Annotated in this window: 16 protein-coding genes; 12 read left to right on the top strand and 4 right to left on the bottom strand. The window is 37.3% G+C overall.

Annotated features, from left to right (window positions below):
• Positions 1-226: 226 nt before the first annotated feature.
• The 4 genes from MKY27_RS03025 (at position 227) to MKY27_RS03040 (ending at position 9,303) form a co-directional block, all read left to right on the top strand.
• A complete protein-coding gene (locus MKY27_RS03025) occupies positions 227-2,107 on the top strand; it encodes an S-layer homology domain-containing protein (protein ID WP_339197600.1) in 1,881 nt (626 codons plus the stop codon).
• A gap of 48 nt (positions 2,108-2,155) precedes the next feature.
• Positions 2,156-5,689 (top strand): chitobiase/beta-hexosaminidase C-terminal domain-containing protein, encoded by a 3,534-nt coding sequence (locus MKY27_RS03030; protein WP_339197603.1) that lies wholly within the window; start codon positions 2,156-2,158, stop codon positions 5,687-5,689.
• Positions 5,690-6,002: 313 nt separating this feature from the next.
• Positions 6,003-7,448 carry a sensor domain-containing diguanylate cyclase gene (locus MKY27_RS03035; protein ID WP_339197605.1) on the top strand — a complete coding sequence of 482 codons (1,446 nt, stop codon included), beginning with the start codon at positions 6,003-6,005 and terminating at the stop codon, positions 7,446-7,448.
• Positions 7,449-7,737: 289 nt separating this feature from the next.
• Positions 7,738-9,303, top strand: a complete 1,566-nt coding sequence (locus MKY27_RS03040; RefSeq protein ID WP_339197608.1) for a sensor domain-containing diguanylate cyclase — start codon at positions 7,738-7,740, stop codon at positions 9,301-9,303.
• 171 nt (positions 9,304-9,474) lie between these two features.
• On the opposite strand, the gene MKY27_RS03045 is transcribed toward MKY27_RS03040, so the two are convergent.
• Positions 9,475-10,866 (bottom strand): aspartate ammonia-lyase, encoded by a 1,392-nt coding sequence (locus MKY27_RS03045; RefSeq protein WP_339197611.1) that lies wholly within the window; start codon positions 10,864-10,866, stop codon positions 9,475-9,477.
• An 81-nt stretch (positions 10,867-10,947) separates the two neighbouring features.
• Positions 10,948-11,949, bottom strand: a complete 1,002-nt coding sequence (locus tag MKY27_RS03050) for a pyridoxal-phosphate dependent enzyme (protein ID WP_339197613.1) — start codon at positions 11,947-11,949, stop codon at positions 10,948-10,950.
• A 189-nt stretch (positions 11,950-12,138) separates the two neighbouring features.
• Here MKY27_RS03050 and MKY27_RS03055 point away from each other — a divergent pair, with 189 nt between their 5' ends.
• From MKY27_RS03055 to ehuA, 8 genes are all read left to right on the top strand, one after another.
• Positions 12,139-13,326, top strand: coding sequence for a M24 family metallopeptidase (locus MKY27_RS03055; RefSeq protein WP_339197616.1), 1,188 nt, complete (start codon positions 12,139-12,141; stop codon positions 13,324-13,326).
• Positions 13,327-13,340: 14 nt separating this feature from the next.
• Positions 13,341-14,318, top strand: a complete 978-nt coding sequence (locus MKY27_RS03060) for a cyclodeaminase (RefSeq protein ID WP_339197618.1) — start codon at positions 13,341-13,343, stop codon at positions 14,316-14,318.
• A 29-nt stretch (positions 14,319-14,347) separates the two neighbouring features.
• Positions 14,348-15,592, top strand: a complete 1,245-nt coding sequence (locus MKY27_RS03065) for a M20 family metallopeptidase (protein ID WP_339197620.1) — start codon at positions 14,348-14,350, stop codon at positions 15,590-15,592.
• Between the two features lie 71 nt (positions 15,593-15,663).
• Positions 15,664-17,070 carry an aldehyde dehydrogenase family protein gene (locus MKY27_RS03070; RefSeq protein WP_339199622.1) on the top strand — a complete coding sequence of 469 codons (1,407 nt, stop codon included), beginning with the start codon at positions 15,664-15,666 and terminating at the stop codon, positions 17,068-17,070.
• 19 nt (positions 17,071-17,089) lie between these two features.
• Positions 17,090-17,953 carry an ectoine/hydroxyectoine ABC transporter substrate-binding protein EhuB gene (ehuB, locus tag MKY27_RS03075; RefSeq protein WP_339197622.1) on the top strand — a complete coding sequence of 288 codons (864 nt, stop codon included), beginning with the start codon at positions 17,090-17,092 and terminating at the stop codon, positions 17,951-17,953.
• A 20-nt stretch (positions 17,954-17,973) separates the two neighbouring features.
• Positions 17,974-18,633 carry an amino acid ABC transporter permease gene (locus tag MKY27_RS03080; RefSeq protein ID WP_339197624.1) on the top strand — a complete coding sequence of 220 codons (660 nt, stop codon included), beginning with the start codon at positions 17,974-17,976 and terminating at the stop codon, positions 18,631-18,633.
• A complete protein-coding gene (gene ehuD, locus MKY27_RS03085; RefSeq protein WP_339197626.1) occupies positions 18,633-19,385 on the top strand; it encodes an ectoine/hydroxyectoine ABC transporter permease subunit EhuD in 753 nt (250 codons plus the stop codon). Before MKY27_RS03080 ends, ehuD begins: the two co-directional genes overlap by 1 nt.
• Positions 19,378-20,196: an ectoine/hydroxyectoine ABC transporter ATP-binding protein EhuA gene (ehuA, locus tag MKY27_RS03090; RefSeq protein WP_339197627.1), complete on the top strand. Its 819-nt coding sequence runs from the start codon at positions 19,378-19,380 to the stop codon at positions 20,194-20,196. The genes ehuD and ehuA overlap by 8 nt, the downstream gene beginning before the upstream one ends.
• A 132-nt stretch (positions 20,197-20,328) precedes the next feature.
• On the opposite strand, the gene MKY27_RS03095 is transcribed toward ehuA, so the two are convergent.
• Both MKY27_RS03095 and ald read right to left on the bottom strand, forming a co-directional pair.
• On the bottom strand, positions 20,329-21,972 hold the full coding sequence (locus MKY27_RS03095; protein ID WP_339197629.1) for a PucR family transcriptional regulator ligand-binding domain-containing protein: 1,644 nt from the start codon (positions 21,970-21,972) through the stop codon (positions 20,329-20,331).
• 312 nt (positions 21,973-22,284) lie between these two features.
• A complete protein-coding gene (ald, locus tag MKY27_RS03100; RefSeq protein WP_339197630.1) occupies positions 22,285-23,409 on the bottom strand; it encodes an alanine dehydrogenase in 1,125 nt (374 codons plus the stop codon).
• Positions 23,410-23,481 lie beyond the last annotated feature (72 nt).

The raw sequence follows: 23,481 nt of genomic DNA on the forward strand, positions 1-23,481 counted from the left end.
TTTTCATAAATATTACCTTATCATAAATTTTTAGTTAATTCTAACTAATGGAATTTTTTATGCTCATAGATAATTATACTCAAAAAAACATTTTTAACATTAATTTACATAGTTTTTGGCATTAATCTGTTAGAATTATTTTGTTAATAGAAATATAGTGAGGAAAAATCTACTATATTCTCAATTAAAAGAATTACAAAATCGGAGTGGAGGTATTTTTATAATTATGAGTAAAAGGCAATCTTCGAAGTATTTTAAAGCAATAACAGCAATGGCAGTTGCTTCATCAGCAATTGTGGTAGTGGCACCTACCGCACCAGAAGCAAGTAGTTTTAATGATGTCAAAGCCTCTCATCAATTTTATGATGCAATTCAAAGTCTAAGTGAACGAGGTATTATTAACGGTTTCCAAGATGGTACTTTTAAACCAGGACAAAATTTGACGCGAGGACAAGCGGCAAAAATTATTGCGGGCGTCCTGCAGTTAGATACAAAGAATGTAAAGAATCCTAATTTTAAAGATATCCCTGCATCTCACCAGTATTATGGAGCGATTGCAGCCTTAAAACAGGCTGGGATTATCGATGGTTATGAAGATGGGACATTCCGCCAAGGCGCAAATATTCAGCGTAATCACGTTGCAAAAATTATTGCTAATGCTTTAAATTTAAAAGCTGTAAATATAGATTCCCTTCCTTTTACAGATGTGCGTACAGATTATAAAGAAGCAATTGCAGCTTTATTTGAAAACAAAGTTACAACGGGTAAGACTGCTACATTATTTGATGGGTCTTCCAATGTGACACGTGGACAAATGGCCGCGTTTATCACACGCGCAGAAGCAGTAACAAATCAAAAGCCACAACCTGCTCAAAGTGTCACATTTAAAGTGGAAGATTATACAGCTTCAGGGGTTGTTATTAACGGTTCTGACTATTCACTCCATTCTTCTATATCTTCAATCTTTACTGAGAAAAACAAAACTGCTTTAGCGGGTGCTGTAATTACAGCAACTGTTGAAAATGGCGTCCTTACTAAAATTGATAACGTAACAATATATAAATCAGGGACAGCCGAATCCCCTGTTGTGTTTGATTCAACGGCAACAATCGGATCGTTAATAATCAATGCTGATTATGTATCGGTAAAAAATGTATCATTAACAGGGAATGCTACAGTCACTTCAGCTGTAATGTCAGAGGTGGAATTTGAAGGTGCAAAAATTACAGGTGATTTAATTGTTGATAATCAGGTAGTCGGTTCAACCGCTTCAATCAATAATAAATTTGCTGATGATGGAAAAGCGGGTCCTAAATTGATTTTGAAAAACTCTCTTGCTGATATAGTTCAGGTAAAACGTAATGCAGTTACTCTTGAGTCAGATAGAGCAATTCCCCAGGTCAATGTGACAGCAACGGTTACCTCTATCATGCTGAACGGGATATTTTCACGAGTAATCGTGGAGTCAGCAACAAAACTGGAGATTGGAGGGGATGCAACGTTTGGTCAAATAGTGTTAATCCCCCCAGTAGAACTGTTTCTAAGAGGGGGTGGGACTGTGAATACATTAACAGTTAACAATCCCGCAGCTCAAATTATGATCGATGGCAATTTGAAAATAAATGAACTGCAAATCCCGAAAGATTCAATAGCAACTAAAATCATCCAAAACTATGCTGCAGTCGCTTCAAAAATAGGTGTGGTGATTGTAGGAAATGTGCCAAACAAGCCGACACCAGATCCGGGAACACCGAACACGGGTGGGGGAAAGGATACATCGAATCCGCCGGCGAACGACAATAAGCTGGATGTAAAGACTTTAACAGAACTGAATGAAGCGTTAAAAACAGCCAAAAAGGGAGAAACAATCAAATTGTTGGCTTCGATAACGGGTGACATTAATCTGACGAGTCTTGTGAATCTTGATTTCAATGGCCATACATTAACAGGAAATGTGACAATCAATGATCCTACAGCAACGGGGACGTATTCATTTGCGCCAACTGGTGGAAATGGGACGATTACAGGCAACCTCGTCATTAATGCGCCATATGTAAATATTAATATTGATGGATTAACAGTAGAAGGCGAGACAGTTATAAATTAAACGGAAGTTTTTACAGAACAAGCTAAAAAATAATAAGGAGCTAATCAAATGAAAAATAGTGGATTCCATTTCGTTTCCAAAATTGCTTTATCATTTTTACTTGTAATTTCCATGATTTTGCCTCACTTTGCGGTTGCGAAGGCAGAGACAACAGGTGCTATTGGAGTTGGAGACGCGATCGGTCAGTTTAATCCCGCTTCAGCTATACCTGGTGTAACAGTAGAGGGTTATATAGTAGGGTTTGTGAAAAGTGAAACTTCTGTTTTAAAAGAAGCAGAAACCGATACGAATATTGCCATAGCGGATACGCCAGAGGAAACAGATTTAGCAAAAATGCTTTACATTCAATTACCAAGTTCACCCGCTGCAATTAGAGCTGAATTTGGATTGAAATCGAATCCTGGCAACCTTGGCAAAAAAGTAGTAATTACAGGTTCGCTGGAAAAATACTTTGGTAACCATGCAGGTTTAAAAGCACCTCTTACGCTCATTCAATTTGTTGATGATACATCTGATCCGGAAGAACCAACACAGGTAGCAACTGTTAAAGCTTCCCCAACAGCCGGAGAAGTATATGAAGGAACAAAAGTAACTTTGTCAACGGCTACAACAGATGCAACGATTTATTACACAACAGATGGTACTGAACCAACGACAGAAAGCGCAGTTTATAATGCATCATCAGATATTTTAATCAATGAACCGACAACGATTAAAGCATTTGCAACAGCAGCAGATTTGGATGATAGCGAAGTTGCAACATTTACCTACACAATTAAATCAGCGCCAACAGCTATTTCTATTGAAGAAGCACGCAATAAAGCTATCGGCGATGAAGTAATCGTTTCGGGTATTGTCACAGCAAAACTGGAAACAGCGACAGCACATATCCAGGATGAAACGGGCGCAGCAATTGCAATTTACCCTGCGGACAGCCTTTCAGCAAATGTAGGAGAGCTTGTTACGGTTCAAGGGAAAGTTGATGAATACAGCGGGCTTAAACAGCTAACGAAGATTTCTCTTATTAGTAAATCAGCGGCGACATTACCAGAGCCGCAAGTTGTAACAAGTAAGGGTATTTCAGAAGATAATGAATCGCGATTAGTAACATTAAAAGATGTAGCGATTACTGGTTCAGGGCAAAACTTTACGGGATCAGATGCAGCCGGTACATTTGCAATTTATGATAAATTAAGAGATTCAGGTTTAGTAAGTGGAAAAACGTACGGAGAAATTACAGGGATTGTTGGTCAGTTTACTAACCATCAGCTTCTTCCAATCCGTATTATTGAAGATACGTCTAAAGTACAGGATATCCAAGCTTCACATTCAGGCTATGTAACAGCCGGCACGAGTGTAACACTATCTACACTTACTGAAGGTGCGAAAATTTATTACACAGTGGATGGTTCACTACCTACTACAGCAAGTACAGTATATACGGAACCTATTACAATCAATGACCGGATGACGATTAAAGCTATTGGAGTCAAAGAAGGCTTAACGGGCAGCGCGGTTGCAACATTCGTTTATGAAATCATTAATCTGGAAAATGCGACAATCAGTGACATTCAAGGGGCAAGTCATACTTCGCCTTATGCAGGATTACAAGTGAATGATGTTGACGGAATTGTTACATTTGTAATTGATAGTTCGAACTTCATTATGCAGGAAAATACACTGTTCGATGGTGTGAAATCAACTGCAATTAAAGTGAACAAATCCTCGCATGGTGTAACGGCAGGAGATGCAGTGAAAGTAACGGGTATTGTAAATGAGGTTGGCGGCAATACGCGTTTAAAAGATACGCAGATTGCAGCCGTAACGGTTGTAAAAACAGGTACGGATACTGTTCCTGAAACACTTGTGATCGGTGAAGATTTAACCCCGCCTAACAAAATTATCGATAATGACAGTTTTGCAATTTTTGATCCAAAAGAAGACGGAATCGACTTTTGGGAGTCAATCGAATATATGCTTATGTCATTCCCTGATGCAAGAGTAGTAGGACCGATGTATAACAATGATTCACCAATTGTCGTTCCTAATACAACAAACAATACGTTTAACGATAATGGCGGTCTAAATATCGCTGCCGATGATTACAATCCTGAAAAGATTATGCTTGAAGGAGTATCAGGAAAAAACTATGAATCAGGCGACCGTTTTAATGATGCGCTGATCGGTTTTGTGGAAAACTTTTCTGACGGTTACCGACTGAATACGAATAAATTTTTCCCGGAAGTAACGAAGGGGAACATTGAGCAGGAAGTAACACATCTCGAACCGGTTGAGAACAAGTTGAATGTTGCAGCATATAATATCGAAAACTTCTCAAATAACAAGGATAATACATCCGATGAAAAAGCGGCGAAAATTGCTTCAACTTTCGTAAACAATATGAAGTCACCGGACATTATTACATTAGTGGAAGTACAGGATAATGACGGACAAACAGATTCAGGAAATTCCGATGCATCGGAAAGTTATATGCGTTTAATCAATGCAATAACAGCTGCTGGTGGTCCTGCGTATGACTGGATCGATGTTATGCCGATAAATAATACAAGCGGTGGTGCACCAGGCGGAAATATCCGTGTAGGGTACTTGTACAATCCGGAACGAGTTTCACTTGTTGACGGGACAAGAGGAACAGGTACTCAGGCGAATGAATGGACAGAAGAAGGCAGTCTTGCATTGAATCCAGGTTTTGTGAATCCTTCAAAGTTTGAAGATACACGTAAACCGATTGCGGCAGAATTTGAATTCCAGGAAGAACGCGTTGTTGTGATTGGCGCACATTTAAATTCTAAAGGTGGAGACGATTCATTATGGGGCCCAAAACAGCCACCAGTTTTAGGGTCTGAAGCAGAACGTATTGAGCTTGCCCAAGTAATCAATGACTTTATCGTTGATGGACTTGCCAAAAATCCAGAAATAAATATTGTTGTAGCAGGTGATATGAATGACTTTGAATTTACACCGGCTCTTCAAGCATTAAAAGGGAACGTTTTAACGAATATGGTGGACAAGGCTCCAGTGGAAGATCGCTTCAGCTACTATTTCCAAGGAAATAACCAAGTGCTTGATCATATTTTAGTTTCTAATAATCTTGCGGAAGTAACTGAAATTGATATGATTCATATTAATGCGAACTTTACTGAAGCACAGGGCCGCGCATCAGACCACGATCCTGTATTAGTTCAAATTGATTTGAAGTATGGAAAAGAAGAAACACCGGAGCCAATTATTCCGGAAGACATATATAACTATAAAAACTATAAAACAGGCAAGCTAATTATGAACCGCCCTAGTATTTCACTTACATTAGGTGAAAACACAGATATTAAAAACGGGATTGCGGTATTCAGTGAATATGCGGAATTCCACGGAACAGGTTTTGCAGATAAAACGGTGACGATCAGTCCGAAAAAAGGAAATGCGATAATTGATTTTAAAGGAACAAAAATCGGTAAGATCATTATTGAAGGCAACAATGTAAAAGAGATACGTAATCTGCCATCCGATGCGAACATTACGTATACAAAAGGAGCATCACCGGATTCAATTGAGTTCAAATAATTTTTAGATAGGAGCATCGCCAAATCAAGAAATGATTTGGTGGTGCTTTTTTACTGGTTGAAATCACAATTTCCCAACAGGATTGTCATAAATATGTTCCATAAACTGCTATCTGATTAGTGCTGCTATGTTATAATACTAGCAATTATATTAAATCAAATATATCTGTCTATATTTGGAATGGGAGATTGTAATGTTTTCGCTACGGAATTTCATTAAATTAAAATATTTATTCATATCAGTCATTGCTCTTGCCTTTGTACTCTCAACGCTTATCAGTGTTTACAGCAGCTACAAAGGGAATATGGAGTTAATGCAAAAACAGACACTGGAAAATAATCGGGTGTACGCGCTGAAATTGGCGGAAACAGTCGATAAATTTATTATTAATTCATCAAACACGATGCGTTATAATGCAGCAGAGCTTGCCTATGACTTTGAAAATAGAAATAAATTGCAGGAAGTAGCAAACCGTCTTTATTTACAAGGGGATACATTCAGCTCTGTGCTCATTGTTGATGCGGAAGGCAATATTATGGTGAATGCACCGGAATCTCTTGGTGAAGCTGGAAAGAAGGTTCTCTCCATAAAGGGACTGGAAAATTATAATAAGCATGAACCTTTTATCTCGGATCCATATGTTTCGCCGACAGGACGTAAAGTAATCGTCATTTCAATGCCTATTTATGATGGAATTGGCGAATTTAAAGGGGTTTTAAGCGGTACTATCTACCTTTATGATTCCAATATTTTTGAATCGATTTTAGGTGAGCACCCTTATGAAAATGGGTCTTATGTGTACGTTGTCGATAATAAAGGGAAAATTATTTATCATCCTCAAAAAGATAGATTAGGGGTAGATGCTTCTACAAGCGAAGTAGTTGTTCAATTATTAAAAGAAAAACATGGTGCTTTAGAAGCTGTGAATGTATTTGACCAGCCGATGCTCGCGGGTTATAGCCAAAGTGAAAAAACACGTTGGGGGATTATTGTCCAAACACCGTATGATGAAGCACTTAGTATGGTAGGGCAACAAGTGGTAAGTGTATTTAAAATCGGTTTACCTTTCATTATATTTTCTACAATTGTCGTATTTTTATTGGCCAGCCATATTGTTCGTCCCCTTGAAAAAATAGCGGAAATCTCGGAAAACAGTGTGAAAGATCAAGAGATGAAAAAGCTGAAGGGAATCCGGGCATGGTATTACGAAGTGTATAAAATACAAGAAGCACTCATCCATAGTTTTTCGGTTTTACATGGTAAAGTGAATACACTGAAAGAAGAAACATCAATAGATTCACTAACTAAGCTATTGAACCGCCATACTTTTGAAAAGAGAGTTAAAGTGTTTTCAGATCAGCAAAAAAACTATACGCTCGTCATGTTGGACGTGGACTGGTTTAAAGCTATTAATGATACGTACGGGCATATTGCAGGAGATGAAGTACTGCAAGCTTTAGCAAGCAAATTAAAAGAATCGCTACAAGAAGATGATTTGGCATGTCGTTACGGGGGAGAAGAATTTATTCTTGTCTTTACAGAAACAACGATTGAAGAGGCTTATGAACGTGTTGAATCGCTTCGGGCAAGTGTTCAGCAAATTATCAGTTCTGAAGGGAAACCTCTAACATTTTCGGCTGGTATTGCAAATTATCCGCTACATGGTGATGAACTAAAAGACATTATTGCAAAAGCGGATGAAGCTTTATATCAAGCGAAAGAAAACGGGCGTAACCGTGTGGAAGTGACATATGCATAACTAGAAAACACATCTCCCTTTACAAGTAAGAAGAAATATTACTCTACATGGCTTTGCTGTGTAGAGTTTTTATATTTTTGCATAAAAGAATAGTAAAAATTATTTAAATCTACAGATAGGGTTCCAGTTAATTGATAAATGACCAAGAAATGGTATGCTGAAATTATACAAAGTTTGTATGTATAAATTAAGCAGATTTTTATTTAGTTTAATTTTGCTTGGACTTAAATGTTAATCAAAATGTAGAATGCAACAAACTTAAAAATATTTTATTCTTAAGGAGAACTGCATGATTTCATTAAAAAAATATATGAAATTAAAATACTTAATTGTCGCGGTTATTTCCCTTGCCTTTTTACTTTCGGCTATTGTCAGTACGTATAGTAGCTATCAAGGAAATGTGAAATTTATGGAAGAACAGGCATTGGAAAATAACCGTGTATATGCTTTGAAATTATCTGAAACTATTGACCAATTCATCGGTGATACAAACCGGGTTCTGCGTTATAGTGCAGCAGAAATTGGTGAAGACTTTAATAATATGGAAAATCTGCAACAAGAGGTTAACCGTCTTTATTCGCAGGAAAATACATTTAATTCAGTTGTTGTTGTGGATGCAAGTGCGAATATTTTAGTCAATGCACCACAAGATCTTGGTCTGGCTGGTAGTAAGATAACAACAAAAGAAGGGCTTGATGTGCTAAAAGGGCGTGCGGCTTATATTACCGATCCTTATATGTCACCGACTGGTCATGAACTCATTCTTCTCTCCATGCCCGTTTATAATAAAGAAGGCATATTTAAAGGGATTGTGAACGGGACGATTTATTTGCATGAGTCGGACATTTTTGAAATGGTTTTAGGTCGGCACCCTTATGAAAACGGTTCTTATGTATATGTTGTTGATAAAAATGGAAAAATCATTTATCACCCGGACAAAGCACGACTAGGGGAAAATGTCTCGCAAAATGATATTGTAGAAGATCTGCTAGAGAAAAAAAGCGGAGCAAAGGAAATTGTCAATGCTCTTGATCAGCCAATGCTTGCCGGGTATAGCTCCACGGAAAGAACACGTTGGGGAATTGTAGTTCAGACACCATATGATGAAGCAATAAATGCTGTGGGAAAACAAGTATCGGATGTTTTTACGCGAGGTTTACCATTTCTTATTCTCTCAACTATTTTCGTTTTTATTCTTGCAACACGTATTGTCCGTCCACTTCAAAGTATGGCGGAAATAGCAGGGAACAGTGCACAGGAGCAGGAGATGAACAAACTCAAAGACATTCGCGCATGGTATTTTGAAGTTTATAAAATCCGGGAAGCTCTTATTCAAAGCTTTTCAATTTTACATGGACAAGTCAATACACTTAAAAAAGAATCCTCAACAGATCCGTTAACAAAGCTGTTGAATCGCCGAACTTTCGATAAAATAATTAACTTATGGACCGAACAGCAAAAGCCATATACATTAGTAATTTTAGATGTGGATTACTTTAAAAAAGTCAATGATTCTTATGGTCACACTATAGGGGATGAGGTATTACAGTTTATAGCGGATAAATTAAAAGAAGTTGTTGGTGCAGAAGATTTAGCTTGTCGTTATGGTGGGGAAGAATTTATACTTCTGTTTTCCGAAGAGACGGTAGGTAACGCCTATAGCCGGATAGAAGCACTCCGGGAGGATATTTCACGGCTTATTAGTCCAACGGGGGAAGAAATTACATTCTCAGCCGGAATCGCAAATTATCCGTTGCACGGGGATCAGCCAAAAATTATATTGGAAAAAGCGGACGCAGCATTATATGAAGCCAAAAAGAACGGGCGAAACCGTGTGGAAGTGACAAATGCATAAAAAAAATTATTCTCTCTGTTATTACGTATGTAATAGGTACAGACAAATACGGCGGCTTGAATCCTTCATAATATAGGTTCAAGCCGTTGTTTATTTAAATATATAAAGATTCGAGAGCATCTGTCAGGAAATTCCTGTCGTTCTTCATCAATTAGTAGTCTAAAAGTAAATTTACTTTGCCTGCAATGTCGTCATCCTGAAAGGGTCTAACATAATATCGATTTGGGCTTCAGTGAATAATCCTTGTTTTAAACAAAGGGATCGAACTGACTCACCGGTTATTAATGCTTCTCTTGCTAAGTTGGAAGCCATTTCGTAGCCTATATAAGGAGCGATTGCTGTAACAACCCCAATTGAGCGTTCGACATTATCACGTAATATTGTTTCATTTGCTTTAATGTCCATTAGACAGTAGTTTGTGAAAGCTGTGAAGCCGTTCGACATAATGCGGATTGAGTGTAATAAGTTATACACTAGCACAGGCTCCATAACATTTAATTCGAATTGTCCCGCTTCGGAAGCCATGCTAATCGTCGCATCATTCCCGACAACTTGGAATGCAATCTGGTTAATTACTTCCAGCATGACAGGGTTTACTTTACCAGGCATTATGGAAGAACCAGGTTGACGCTCAGGCAGTAAAATTTCGGCAAATCCTGTTTTCGGACCGGATGCCATTAAACGAAGGTCATTACAAATTTTCGACATGTTCAACATACAGATTTTCAGTGCACTTGAAACTTCTGTATAAATATCTGTATTTTGAGTCCCGTCTACATGATTTTCGCATTGAGTGAACGGCAGACCAGTATTTTCTGCTACAAATTCTACCGCTGATTTAATGTAGGCGGCATCGGCATTTAGGCAAGTGCCGATTGCAGTTGCTCCTAAGTTAATGGCATATAAGTCTTCCTTTGACTGGGAAATTCGTTTCATATCTCGACGCAGCACTTTCGCATAAGCAAGGAATTCCTGCCCGAGACGAATCGGAACAGCATCCTGTAAATGCGTTCGTCCCATTTTAATGACGTGATCAAATTCTTTTGCTTTTAAATCAAAAACCGAAACCATGTATTCCATTACTTTTAATAATTCGATTAATAAATGGACAGTTGAAATATGAATTGCGGTAGGGAATGTATCATTTGTGGATTGAGCCATATTGACATGGGAATTAGGGCTGACTTTCGCATAGTTGCCCTTTTCATAACCTATAATTTCTAATGCCCGGTTAGCGATTACCTCATTAGTATTCATATTTAAAGAGGTGCCGGCTCCTCCTTGAATCGGATCTACTACGAATTGGTCATGCCATTGTCCCAAAATAATTTCATCAGCTGCTTGAATAATGGCACAGGCAATGACCTTATCTAAATTTCCTACTTTTACATTGGCCTGTGCGCTGGATTTTTTGACAATTGCCATAGCCCGAATCAATTCCCGGTCAACGGTTAATCCGGTAATCGGGAAGTTTTGAATAGCGCGCATTGTTTGAATTCCATAATATTGATCTGCAGGGATTTCCATTGTTCCTAAAAAATCTTTTTCGATTCGAATTTTCATAGAAAGAACGCTCCTTCATCATTAGTGGTATGGAAAAAGACAGTAGAAAGATCATGAATGATTTATGAAATTCTGATAGATTTAATCTAAATAAGCACGGACAGCCTCGTAATGGGCATCTAAATCCACGTTGGAACCACTGATGATAACAACAACGTTTGCCCCTTCTTTAACGGGTACTTTATTATTTAACAGTGCGCCGACCCCTACAGCCGCAGCCCCTTCCACAGCAATTTTATGTTCCTTATATAGATAGGCCATACCCATTTTTATATGTTCTTCGGAAATCAAAATACTGTAATCCATATATTGTTTTACAAAGTTAAATGTATATTGATTATTGTCCCCAATTCCTCCTAATAAGCTGTCTGCCAATGAAAATGGTTCATCGACGATTGTCGGGCGACCCTGTTTTAAGCTTTCATGCATTGCAGCACCGTGCTCCATGGATATACCAATGACACCAATTTTAGGGTTGATTTTTTTCATGACAGCCCCTATTCCGGAGACCAGACCTCCACCGGATAAACCTGCAATGACGTCGGTCGTAATTGGAAGATCTTCTATTATCTCTAAAGCTGTAGTTCCTTGCCCCGCGATAATATCCAAATGGTCAAAAGGGGGGATGATCATAAAACCTTCACTCTTCGCCAGTTCATAGCAGCGTGCCTCCGCTTCATCCTGGCTATTACCGTAAATTTCTAATTCCGTTCCCAAATCTACCATTCGATCCGTTTTGGCCCGCGGAACATTTTTAGATACGCAGACGATGGCACGGATATTTAATTTTTTTGCCGCTAATGCTAGAGCATATCCATGATTACCGGTTGAAAAGGTAATCACACCTTTCTGCTTTTGTGCTTCGGTTAAATTGTTCAACGCATTAAGGGCACCTCTGTATTTAAATGAACCACTTTCATGAAAATGCTCATATTTTAAATAAATATTGGCGTTTAATAGTTGTGACAACTTCTTCGAATATACTAAAGGAGTTTTTTGAGTATAGGGTTCAATTCTTTCTCTGGCTAGATAGAAGTCTTGTAGTTCTAATGTCTCTGTAAGTAATTCTGTCCCGAAATTCATAGATAAAACCTCTCTTCTTTTGATTGTTTAACTGTTTATAACTTACAATCGTTTATTTACCAGGAATAGTCAATGTGTCAAATTGTAAAAAAAATCAGATAATTTTTATACAATATTACGAATTGAATAAGAAGTTTACAGAAAATAGAATTAAATAAATATCGATTTATTATAAAAGGGGGAAAAACAATGCCGGTATTTGAAATTTCAGAGTATCAAAAACGTCTGCAAGAAACGAAAAAAAGAATGATTCAACAAGAAATCGAAGTTTTAATCGTAACAGATCCAGCGAACATGAACTATTTAACTGGGTATGACGGGTGGTCGTTTTATGTACACCAATGTCTAATTGTACTGTTGGATGAAAAGGAGCCATTTTGGATCGGCAGAGGACAGGATTCCAATGGGGCAAGAGTTACGACTTTCCTGAATGATGATCATATTTTGCCTTATGCTGACAATTACGTTCAATCATTAGAAAGACACCCTATGGATTTTGTTTGCAATTTCCTGATGGAAATAGGTAAACATAAGTCGACTATCGGTATAGAAATGGATACGTATTATTTTACAGCAAAATGTTATAAACAATTATCTTTCGGAATGCCTCAAGCAACATTTAAAGATGCTACAAATTTAGTTAATTATGTACGGTTGATTAAATCGGATAATGAGATTGAATATATTAGAAAAGCTGCAAAAATTGTAGATCATGCGATGAATACAGGAATTGAAGCCATTGAAGAGGGAGTAAGAGAGTGTGATGTAGTGGCAAAAATCATGCATGCTCAAATTTCCGGTACGGTAGAGTTTGGTGGAGATTACCCGGCTATCATGCCTTTATTACCTGCAGGCGAAAGAACATCAACGCCACATTTAACTTGGACTGACAATAAATATCCGTCCGATATTCCAGTCATTTTAGAATTGGCAGGTTGCTATAATCGTTACCACGCACCTCTTTCAAGAACAGTCTACATCGGTGAACCAGATCCAAAAGTTAAATACTTGGCAGATGTTGTGATTGAAGGGTTAAATACGACATTGGATGCGATTAAACCAGGAATCACATGTGAAGAAGTGGAAGAGGTTTGGAGAAAAACCATTTCTAAGAGCGGTTTTGAAAAAGAATCACGTATAGGTTATTCTATGGGATTAAATTATCCTCCTGATTGGGGCGAGCACACAGCCAGCTTAAGACAAGGTGATAAAACAGTCCTGCAGCCAAACATGACATTCCATTGTATTCCGGGAATTTGGCTGGATAAATATGGAGTGGAGTTAAGTGAATCATTTAGAGTAACCGAGACAGGTATTGAAGTATTTGCTACAGTACCTAGACAATTATTTGTAAAGAATACCACTAAAATCTATTAATTTAGGATGTGAGGATGTTGAAAGTTTTCTTAGAGGATGAAATAAGAAACGTGATCAAAGTAGATGCGAGAGCAATAGAAGAAATCGAAAAAGGGTTTACTGCCTATTCAGATGGAAAAGTGCAAGTACCGCCGATTTTAAGACTCGATTTTCCGAATGTACAAGGTGAAATCGATGTGAAAACTGCGGTGATTGAAGACTTGGATTCTTTTGCCCTAAAAGTTTCTTCAGGATTTTTCGATAATCACAAATTAAATTTACCAAGTCTAAGTGGATTAATGATGTTGTTCAGTTCTCAAACAGGAATGCTAAAAACAATTTTCCTGGACAATGGTTATTTAACGGATGTGAGGACAGGAATCGCGGGAGCAATAGCTGCAAAATATTTGGCAAAACAACAAATCAGCAGTGTAGGCGTAATAGGAACTGGTGTACAGGCCAGATATCAGGTTGAAGCCCTGAGTTTAGTTAGAGATTTCGATACGGTACATGTTTTTGGCAGAAATGAACGTGCTGCAAAGAAATATGCAGAAGATATTTCCGCCACATTAGGCAAGCAGGTGATAGTTCACCAAGATATTGAATCAGTTGTAAAAAACAGTGATATCGTCATTACGACAACGCCAGCTACTGTTCCGCTTATCAAATCTGAATGGTTACACCCAGGTGTTCATATTACTGCTGTAGGATCAGATGCAGAACATAAGCAGGAATTGGAACCTGAAGTATTTTCAAAGGCGGATTTAGTAGCATGTGACATTCGGGAGCAGTGCGTCCGTCTTGGAGAATTACACCATGCAAATGAACACCTGACAGATTTTGATTTGCAAAGTGTAGTCGAATTAGGAGATATCATTTCTGAAAAAACTGAAGGAAGAGTATCTGATGAACAGATTACAGTTTGTGACTTAACAGGTACAGGAATTCAAGATACAGCAATAGCCCGGTTAGCTTTTAAATTATTGGAAAATTCAAAAGAAAAAGTAAAGTGATTTTTTATACAAACTTTTTAGGGGAGTAGATGATCATTTTGAATAACAATGTCCTTTCTAAAGTGGAAAGTCTAAGTAATCAAATCATTGAATGGCGCCGGGAACTTCACAAGCATCCGGAGTTAAGCTTTCAAGAATACAACTCAGCAAGGTTTATCGCAAACCAGCTTTCAACAATCAAAAATGTGAAAGTAGAGGTTGGAGTAGGGCTGCCCACAGCTGTAATTGGTACTTTATCGAAAGGAATTGGTCCAACCATCGCGATTAGAGCAGATATTGATGCCTTGCCGATCCAGGAAGAAAATACCCATTCCTATACTTCAGAAACCGCGGGAGTCATGCATGCCTGTGGACATGATGCCCATACAGCCATTGCAATAGGTGTCGCAACGATTATGAGTGAACTATTCGAAGAACTGGATTTAAATGGTACTGTCAAATTTATTTTTCAGCCGGCTGAAGAAACGGTTGATGAATTCGGGAAAACAGGCTCCCCTTATCTAATAGAATCCGGTATTTTAGCGGATGTGGATTGTGTATTGGCGTTGCATATGAACCCTGAAAAAGAAGTCGGTACGGTCTTAGTTCATGACGGTTACAGTATGGCAAATGTCGATGTATTTGAAGCAACGATATCCGGTACAGGAGGTCATGGAGCTTACCCGCATTTAACGATTGATCCCATCTCTTTGCTTGGACAAGTGATTCAGTCCATCAATCAAATTGTATCCCGAAAAGTGTCACCATTAGATGCGGCAGTCATCAGTATTTGTGAAATTAAAGCCGGGTCGGCAAGTAATATCATACCAAAAGAGGCCTATTTATCAGGTACGTTAAGAAGTTACAAGCCGGAAGTCAGAAAAGAAATAATAGAGCATCTGTATAATTCATTTGAACTTACGCGCCTCTTCGGTGGAGATTACGAACTGAAGATTATAGAAGGAGAGCCTGCCCTGTTTAATAACGTGGAAGTTAATGCAGTCATTAGAGATTCCATAAAAGAAGCACTTCCAAACATGGTCATTGAAAATATTCCTTTTGGTTTAGGTGGAGAAGATTTCTCTCATATGGTAAATAAAGTACCAGGCGCAATGATCTTCTTAGGTTGTGCAATAGACGATGATGTAAAAAGAGAACTTCATACACCGATTTTTGACATTGATGAAAAAGCATTGTCACTTGGGGTAACAATTTTCTGTCATACTTTATTAAAGTATTTTACAAGCAATGCGTTATTACCAACTAAAACCGCATTAGAGAAAATTGAAAATTAGTGGACTTATAAAAAACTATAATACTAGATTGGGTGGTGTGTTAGTTGATAAATACTTATGAGAACAAAAAGATGCTCGTGGCGGGAAATTGGGTAGAACGTGAGAAAACAATTAAAGTATTTAACCCTGAAAATCAGGAATTGATTGCAACAGTTCCATCAGCAAGTAAAGAAGATGTGGCTCTGGCAATTGAGGAAGGAATAAAAGGGGCAGAAATTGCAAGGAAATTGTCTACTAACGAAAGAATGACGATTTTAAATAATGTCGTGAAATGGATTGAGGAAAACCAAGATCTGTTTCTAACAACATTGGTGAATGAAAGCAGCAAAACGATTAGAGAAGCTAAAAAAGAAGTAAAACGATGCATTGAAACAATTAAAATCAGTGCGGAAGAAGCAAGAAGAATTCACGGTAAAACAATCCCTTTTGATCAAATGGAAGGGAATGAAAATCGATTAGGATATTATATGAAAGTTCCCGTTGGATTAATCGTTGCGATTACTCCGTTTAACGACCCATTAAATCTGGTTGCTCATAAGCTGGGTCCTGCGATTGCAAGCGGGAATGCAATTATTTTAAAACCTTCCAGTGAAACACCTCTTAGTGCCCTTTTACTTGCCAGAGCGTTTAAAGAAAGCGGATTGCCAAATGAAATGTTATCCGTCATTACAGGATCTTCCAGAGAAATCGGTGAAGTGCTGGTCACACATGAAGCCATTAGAATGATTACCTTTACGGGCGGTTATGAAGCAGGCGAGGATATTTTTTCTAAAGCAAAAGTGAAAAAAATCAGCATGGAATTGGGATCCAATTCACCTTGTATTGTTTTAAAGGATGCTGATTTTAATTTAGCTGTAAACTCAATTGTATCGGGAGCTTTTTGGGCAGCAGGTCAAAACTGTCTAGGAGTTCAGCGGGTTTACATTGAAGAAGACATTTTTGATAAATTCAAACATGAATTAGTTTTAAAAACAAGTTTTATGAAAGTCGGATCCAAATTAGAGGAAACTTCGGATATGGGACCTCTTATTAATGAGAAAGAAGCAATTCGTGTGGAACGTTTAGTTGAAAGCGCAAAGGAATGCGGCGCTGAATGTCTAATTGGGGGGAAACGTAACGGAACGTATTATTTGCCTACAGTGTTGACGAATGTTCCTCCTGACCATGAAATCGTTACTCAAGAAATTTTTGGGCCAGTAGTAATTATTGAACCAATCATTAACTTAGAGGAAGGAATTGAAAAAGCGAATAATGTTTCTTATGGTCTTCAAGCAGGGATTTTCACTAAAAATATTGAGAATGCCTTTCATGCGGTGAACACCCTTAATTACGGTGGTGTGATGGTCAATGACAGCAGCGACTTCAGAATCGATGCAATGCCATTTGGCGGAATGAAGAAATCCGGAATAGGGAGAGAAGGGGTTCCTTTCACTATTGAAGAAATGACTGAAACTAGAGTAGTTTGCTTTAAAATTTAAAATAAGAAAGGAGAACTTTATGATAAAAAATGTTAAATATATTTTAGTTGGATTAATGGTTTTATTTTTAGCTGCCTGTGGGAATGAGGCTGAGGGCTCAGGAGATAAGTTGGCGCAACTTCAGGAAAAAGGGGTTGTGAAAATAGGTTTTGCAAATGAAATTCCTTATGCTTATGAAGAAAATGGTGAAATTAAAGGGGCAAACGTTGAAATTGCAAAAGCTGTATTTAAGGAGTTAGGAATCGAAAAATTTGATGCTAGTTTAAGTGACTTCAGTCAACTAATTCCAAGTATTCAAGCTAAGCAGTTCGATATAGTAACTGCTGGTATGGCGATAAAACCGGATAGATGTGAAAAAGTACTATTTAGTGAACCGGAAATGAAATATGGTGAAGGATTAATTGTAAACAAAGGAAACCCACTTAATTTGCAAAGTTATAAAGACATTGCAGCAAATCCGAAAGTTAAGGTAGTTGTAATGGAAGGGGCAACAGAAATAGGGTTCCTTCAGCAGGAAGGCGTAGATCCGAGCCAGATTCTAATTGTACCGGATATTTCAGCAACATTCTCCGCTTTATTATCTGGCCGTGCAGATGCTACAACTGGAACAGAAATGACAGTAAAGCTTGCTTGGAAATCATTGAATAATGATAAATTGGAATTTGTGGAGACATTTGAACAACCGGATGTTGAAGGTGTCCCAAGTTATGGTGGAAGCGTATTTAATCTTGCGGATGAAACTTTAAGAGATGCTTATAACGAAAAACTAGCTGAACTAAAGGAAAATGGAACAGTGGCAAAAATATTGGAAGATAACGGATTTAGCGAGATTAGTAACATGGCAGAAGACGTAACAACAGAACAAATTTGTAATCCATCATAATTTGAAGGGAATGGTTAGGTATGGGCCCCATATTTGAAATACTACCACAACTCCTAAGGGGACTCAGTGTAACTCTTTCAGTGTTAATTGCTGCAGTTCTGATTGCATATTTAGTAGCGTTTATAACGGGTTTTGCAAAGCTTTCCAAAAATAAAACTGTTTTTAGAGTTACAACTGCATTTGTTGAATTTTTCCGAGGTACTTCCCTTATCGTCCAGTTATTTTGGCTGTATTATGCCATTCCGATGCTGCTTGGCATTCAGTTAGGTTCGAATTGGTGGGCTGGAGTCATTGCAATCGGATTAAACTATGGTGCTTACATGTCTGAGGTTGTGAGAACTTCCATATTAGCGATTGATAAAGGACAGGATGAGGCGGGAACTGCACTGAATTTTTCGAAGTATAAAAAAATGAGATATATTATTTTACCGCAGGCAATCAAAATGATGATTCCGGACTTTGGAAGCTATACGATTCAAATAATGAAAGCTACTCCGCTCGTATCGCTTATAGGTTTACGAGATATTTTATACTATGGTGACATCTTGAGAAATACTAATTTATCACTATCACCGTTAATCTATTTGATCATTCTGCTTATCTATTTTGTAATCGCATTACCAATTATATATATTACGAAAAAAACTGAGGTATTAGCGAAGAAAGGAGTTGCTAACTGATGAATGGTAACTGGAGTTGGAACACTTTCCTTGAGTCTATTCCTTACATTGTAAAAGGAATCCCGATTACGATAGGACTAACTATAGCTTGTTTTCTGGTTGCGTTAATATTTGGTTTTGTATGGGTCATCAATAGTTATATCCCATTAAATTTTATTAAAAAACCTGTTCAATTTCTCAGAATGTTTATTTATTCGACACCTCCATTGGTTCAATTATTCTTCTTATTCTATGCGCTGCCGATGGTGCCTGTAATTGGAGTAACGCTAAACCCTTATGTATGTGCTGTTTTAGGGCTGGGAATACACTACAGCACTTATATAGGGGAAATTTACAGATCCGGTATCGAAAGTGTTGATAAGGGGCAATGGGAAGCAGCCACAGCTTTGAATTTCAGTAAAAGGGATAAATGGATAAAAATTATATTTCCGCAAGCGATTCCGCCTACAATTCCTATGCTAGGAAACTATTTGATTATTATGTTTAAAGAAGTGCCGATAACAGCAATTATTGGTGTTGTAGGAATTTTATCTTTAGCTAATTCTTTTGGAGCATTAAATTTCGCATACTTAGAACCGTTAACAGTTGTAGGGATTATTTTCTTAGTATTAAGTGTACCTGCTTCGATATTGGTAAACAAAATTGAGTCCAAAATTAATAATAAAGATTTATTTGCAGTAAAAAATAAAAAGAAAAATTCAGATGAAAAACTGAAGGATCTTTCAGCAGAGAGGAGCAATCAAGTTGTATAAATTAGAAGAGAATATTGTTGGCGCACAGAATGTAGCTGAAAAATCTCCTCTTGTACAATACCGGGATGTCAAAAAATCTTTTGGGGAAGTTCAGATTTTAAATGGCATCGATTTAGATATATATGCTGGAGAAAAAATAGCGATAATCGGTCCTAGCGGATCAGGTAAGACGACACTGATCAGACTATTAATGACTTTAGAACAGCCGAATTCGGGCACTATATTAGTTGAAGGAAACAACTTATGGGAAATGGAGAAGAATAATAAAATGATTCCAGCCAATGAAAGACATCTCCGGAATATAAGAGGTGATATAGGCATGGTGTTCCAACATTTTAACTTATTCCCCCATATGACAATTTTGGAAAACTGTACGATAGCCCCGGTTCAAGTAAAGAAGGAAAATAAAGAAGTCGTAAAAAAACGGGCAATTGAAATGTTGGAAAGAGTTGGATTAGGTAATAAGCTAGATCATTATCCAAGCCAGCTTTCAGGAGGTCAAAAGCAACGTGTTGCAATGGCCAGAGCACTTGTTATGAAGCCTAAGATTATGCTGTTTGATGAAGTTACTTCAGCATTGGATCCGGAATTGGTGGGAGAAGTTTTGGAAGTAATCAGAGACATTGCGAAAAATGAGGACATGGCAATGGTTTTAGTTACGCATGAAATGGACTTTGCATTGGATATTGCGGATAAAGTTCTATTTTTGGACCGAGGCGTAATAGCGGAGCAAGGAACAGCTTCAGAAGTCTTGGAGCATTCAAGTAATGAAAGGGTTCAAAATTTCTTAAAGAGATTTAGACAGAACTAATTCAAAAATTGGTATTGGTTCTCTAGAGAAATCAGGGATATTTAAAATGATAATAGAACTATATATTGTAAAATTAAAATGCAGGCTTATACACATCGTGTACAGAAGCCTGCATTTTTGTATGAGAAAATTTTATTGCTTTGTATGCTTTAACCAAGTTCGTACACTTAGCTCGAGTAAAAACAAGTCTTCAGATTCATTTAATAAAAGACCTGTCAAAGACTCAATTTTTTTTAAGCGATATAATAATGATTGCCTATGTAGGTTAAGAGCCCGTGCCGTCTGACTAACATTTCGACTATTCTCATTGTAGGAAATAAAAGTATGTAATAATTCCATGCCTCTTCTTTCGTCATACTCTACCAATGAAGAAATCGTATCTGAAATGATGGTCTGGATATCGGGGTTATTATTGAGATCTATAAAAAGCCGATCTATTTTTGTGTCTTCATAATAAATACGCATACCTTTCCCTTTTTGTTTTCTGCCGATATCTACTGCGATGCTCGCTTTTTTGTAGCTCTCATGAAAACACATCTTACCTTGCTCATGTTTTCCGATGCCCCAGGAAATAATGATTCCCGGTGCAACACTATGCAGCCGTCTTTCTATCAAATCCAGAATCTGATTGATTGGGCTGTTTAATGATGACTCACGTGCTTCGAGAAAGATTAAAATTTCTCCTTCATCAAAAGCGAAGATAGTTTTATATCCATATGATTTTGAAATGAAATCCAATTCATTTTGAATGTAGGAAGATAACCAGACGAGCCATGATTCTTTTGTATCCAGATTATTTTTATTCTTCAGGAAAAATGAAAGAGAATCTTCTAAATAGCCTACAATACATTCATATGACAGTTCGAAATTGTAGCCTTGTGCTTCTAATTTTGAAACCTGATTATAGTTATTATGTTTTGCGAGATTTATGACATACTCATTTTGCTTTAAAAACTTCGGTTCTTCCGCTTCTTTTTGGCTTGAAAACCATAATGCTGAAATTAATATGGTCTGTTCCATAATGTTTAATTGTTCAGATGTTAGTGATAGGGAGTTAGGGGCCAATACGAAAAAGTACCCGTGAATTTGGTCTTTTGAGCTAATTGTGGAACAGTAAGCAGTTGCTGTATCAATTTTCACTTTATTGATACTGGAATAAAAATCGTGATAGGTGAAATCATTGAAAAATTCAAGCTTGAAATTACTCTGGATTTTATTGAAATCCGCGGAACCTGATATGTACTTGCCGTTCCTATCCACAATTAATAAGGAGAGGTTTAATTCTAATTCCACAAAGTCAATAATATCTTTATAAGGTTTTTTGCTCATAAACATTTCTACAAGTTGTTTTTGGAAATCTTTGATGATAGACAGTTCTTTTTGTTGGGATTTATGAAGCATTTTGTTGACTTCCTCAATAATATCTGCAAACCTGATTTCCCATGGGATTTCGATTATAGTGAAATTTTTACTGTTTGCAAATTCAATAATTTCTTTAGGGATGTCTATTAGATAAAATCCTCCTGTAGCAAAAGCTAATGCAGCAGCACCTGATTGATAGACTTCATTGGCGAAATTTAAAAGCGACTCTGTATTGTCATGACAGCCTATTCCGGAGCTTAAGACAAACTCGTTTTCCTTTATAAAATTTTCAACAGGTCCTTCAATTACCGATACTCTGCTGACCTTTATATTTTCAAGAACTAATTGATCATTTAAGATTTTGGCTTGTTGGAGAACAGGGGAATTAATAATTTCTTCTAAATATATGCTCATAGGAAGTGCCTCCTTATCGAATATTATTTAAAATTTCTGATGGATTTAGACTGTACAAGATATATTTTTAAATAATGTTTTGATCACTCCTAATTGTTTGGATAATAATCCAATGTACATTTTCAATTCAAATTATTGAATAATTTAAAATTTTACAAAAACTACCTATAACAAATATATTTAAAATTTATTAAAATGTCAATTTAACATTTATCAATATATTATTGTCTGAATAGTATAAGAGCTAGTCGTAAGGTCACAACTAGCTCTCGATGTCCAATAACTTTTACATATAAAAGTTATTGTATTGTATTAAATTGGTTGTTTGGAAAGTAAAGAATCAATGGATGTGAACTGATAATTCAAATCTCTTGCAATTGCTTCATGTGTGATACGTCCGGCAAATACATTTGTACCGGATTTTAAAGCCGCACTTTCTTCAATTGCTCTATATAACCCTTTATTCGCAATTTGTAAGGCATATGGAATAGTATTATTCGTTAACGCTATTGTTGATGTACGAGGTACAGCACCTGGCATATTGGCAACTGTATAATGCACCACGCCATGTTTTACGAATGTCGGGTTGTCGTGTGTCGTAACCTTTTCGGATGTTTCAAAACAACCTCCCTGATCAATCGCAATATCGACAACTACAGACCCTGGAACCATTGATTTAATCATCTCTTCCGTGACAAGCTTCGGAGCCTTGGCACCTGGAATTAATACAGAACCGATTACTAAGTCTGCTTCTTCTACAGCTTTCGCGATATTAAACGGGTTTGAAATTAATGTTTGGACATCTCTTCCGAAAATTTCTTCCAGCTGACGTAGACGGTCTGCGCTTAAATCAATAATGGTTACAGCTGCGCCCATACCAACTGCGATTTTAGCAGCATTCGTACCGGCAATACCCCCGCCGATAATAGTCACTTTACTGCGTTGTACGCCTGAAACGCCGCCTAATAAAATTCCTTTACCTTCATTTAATTTTTCAAGACAATGCGCCCCAATTTGGACAGACATTTTACCGGCTACTTCACTCATTGGCGTTAATAATGGAAGAGCATTATTGACTTTTACTGTTTCATAAGCAATGGCACTTACACTTGCTTCCACTAAAGCTTTTGTAAGTTCCGGCTCAGCAGCTAAGTGAAGGTAAGTGAATAGAATAAGGTTTTCACGGAAATATTTATACTCCGATGAAAGAGGTTCTTTTACTTTTATTACCATATCCGCTTTCCATACTTCTTCCGCAGTATCCAGAATTGAAGCTCCAGCATTGACATACTCTAAATCAGTAAAACCGCTGCCTAATCCTGCCCCTTTTTCAATAAGGACTTTATGGCCGGCTTTAATAAATCCATCAACTCCAGCAGGTGTAATTGCAACACGGTTTTCGTTGTTTTTTAATTCCTTAGGCACACCAATAATCATACTAACACTCCTCCAGAATAATAATTTTCTTTAGAATTAAGCGTTTAACTCTATTAAAAAAATTTTATATGT

The organism is Solibacillus sp. FSL R5-0449 (genome assembly GCF_037975215.1).
In the GTDB taxonomy this organism is placed as follows: domain Bacteria; phylum Bacillota; class Bacilli; order Bacillales_A; family Planococcaceae; genus Solibacillus.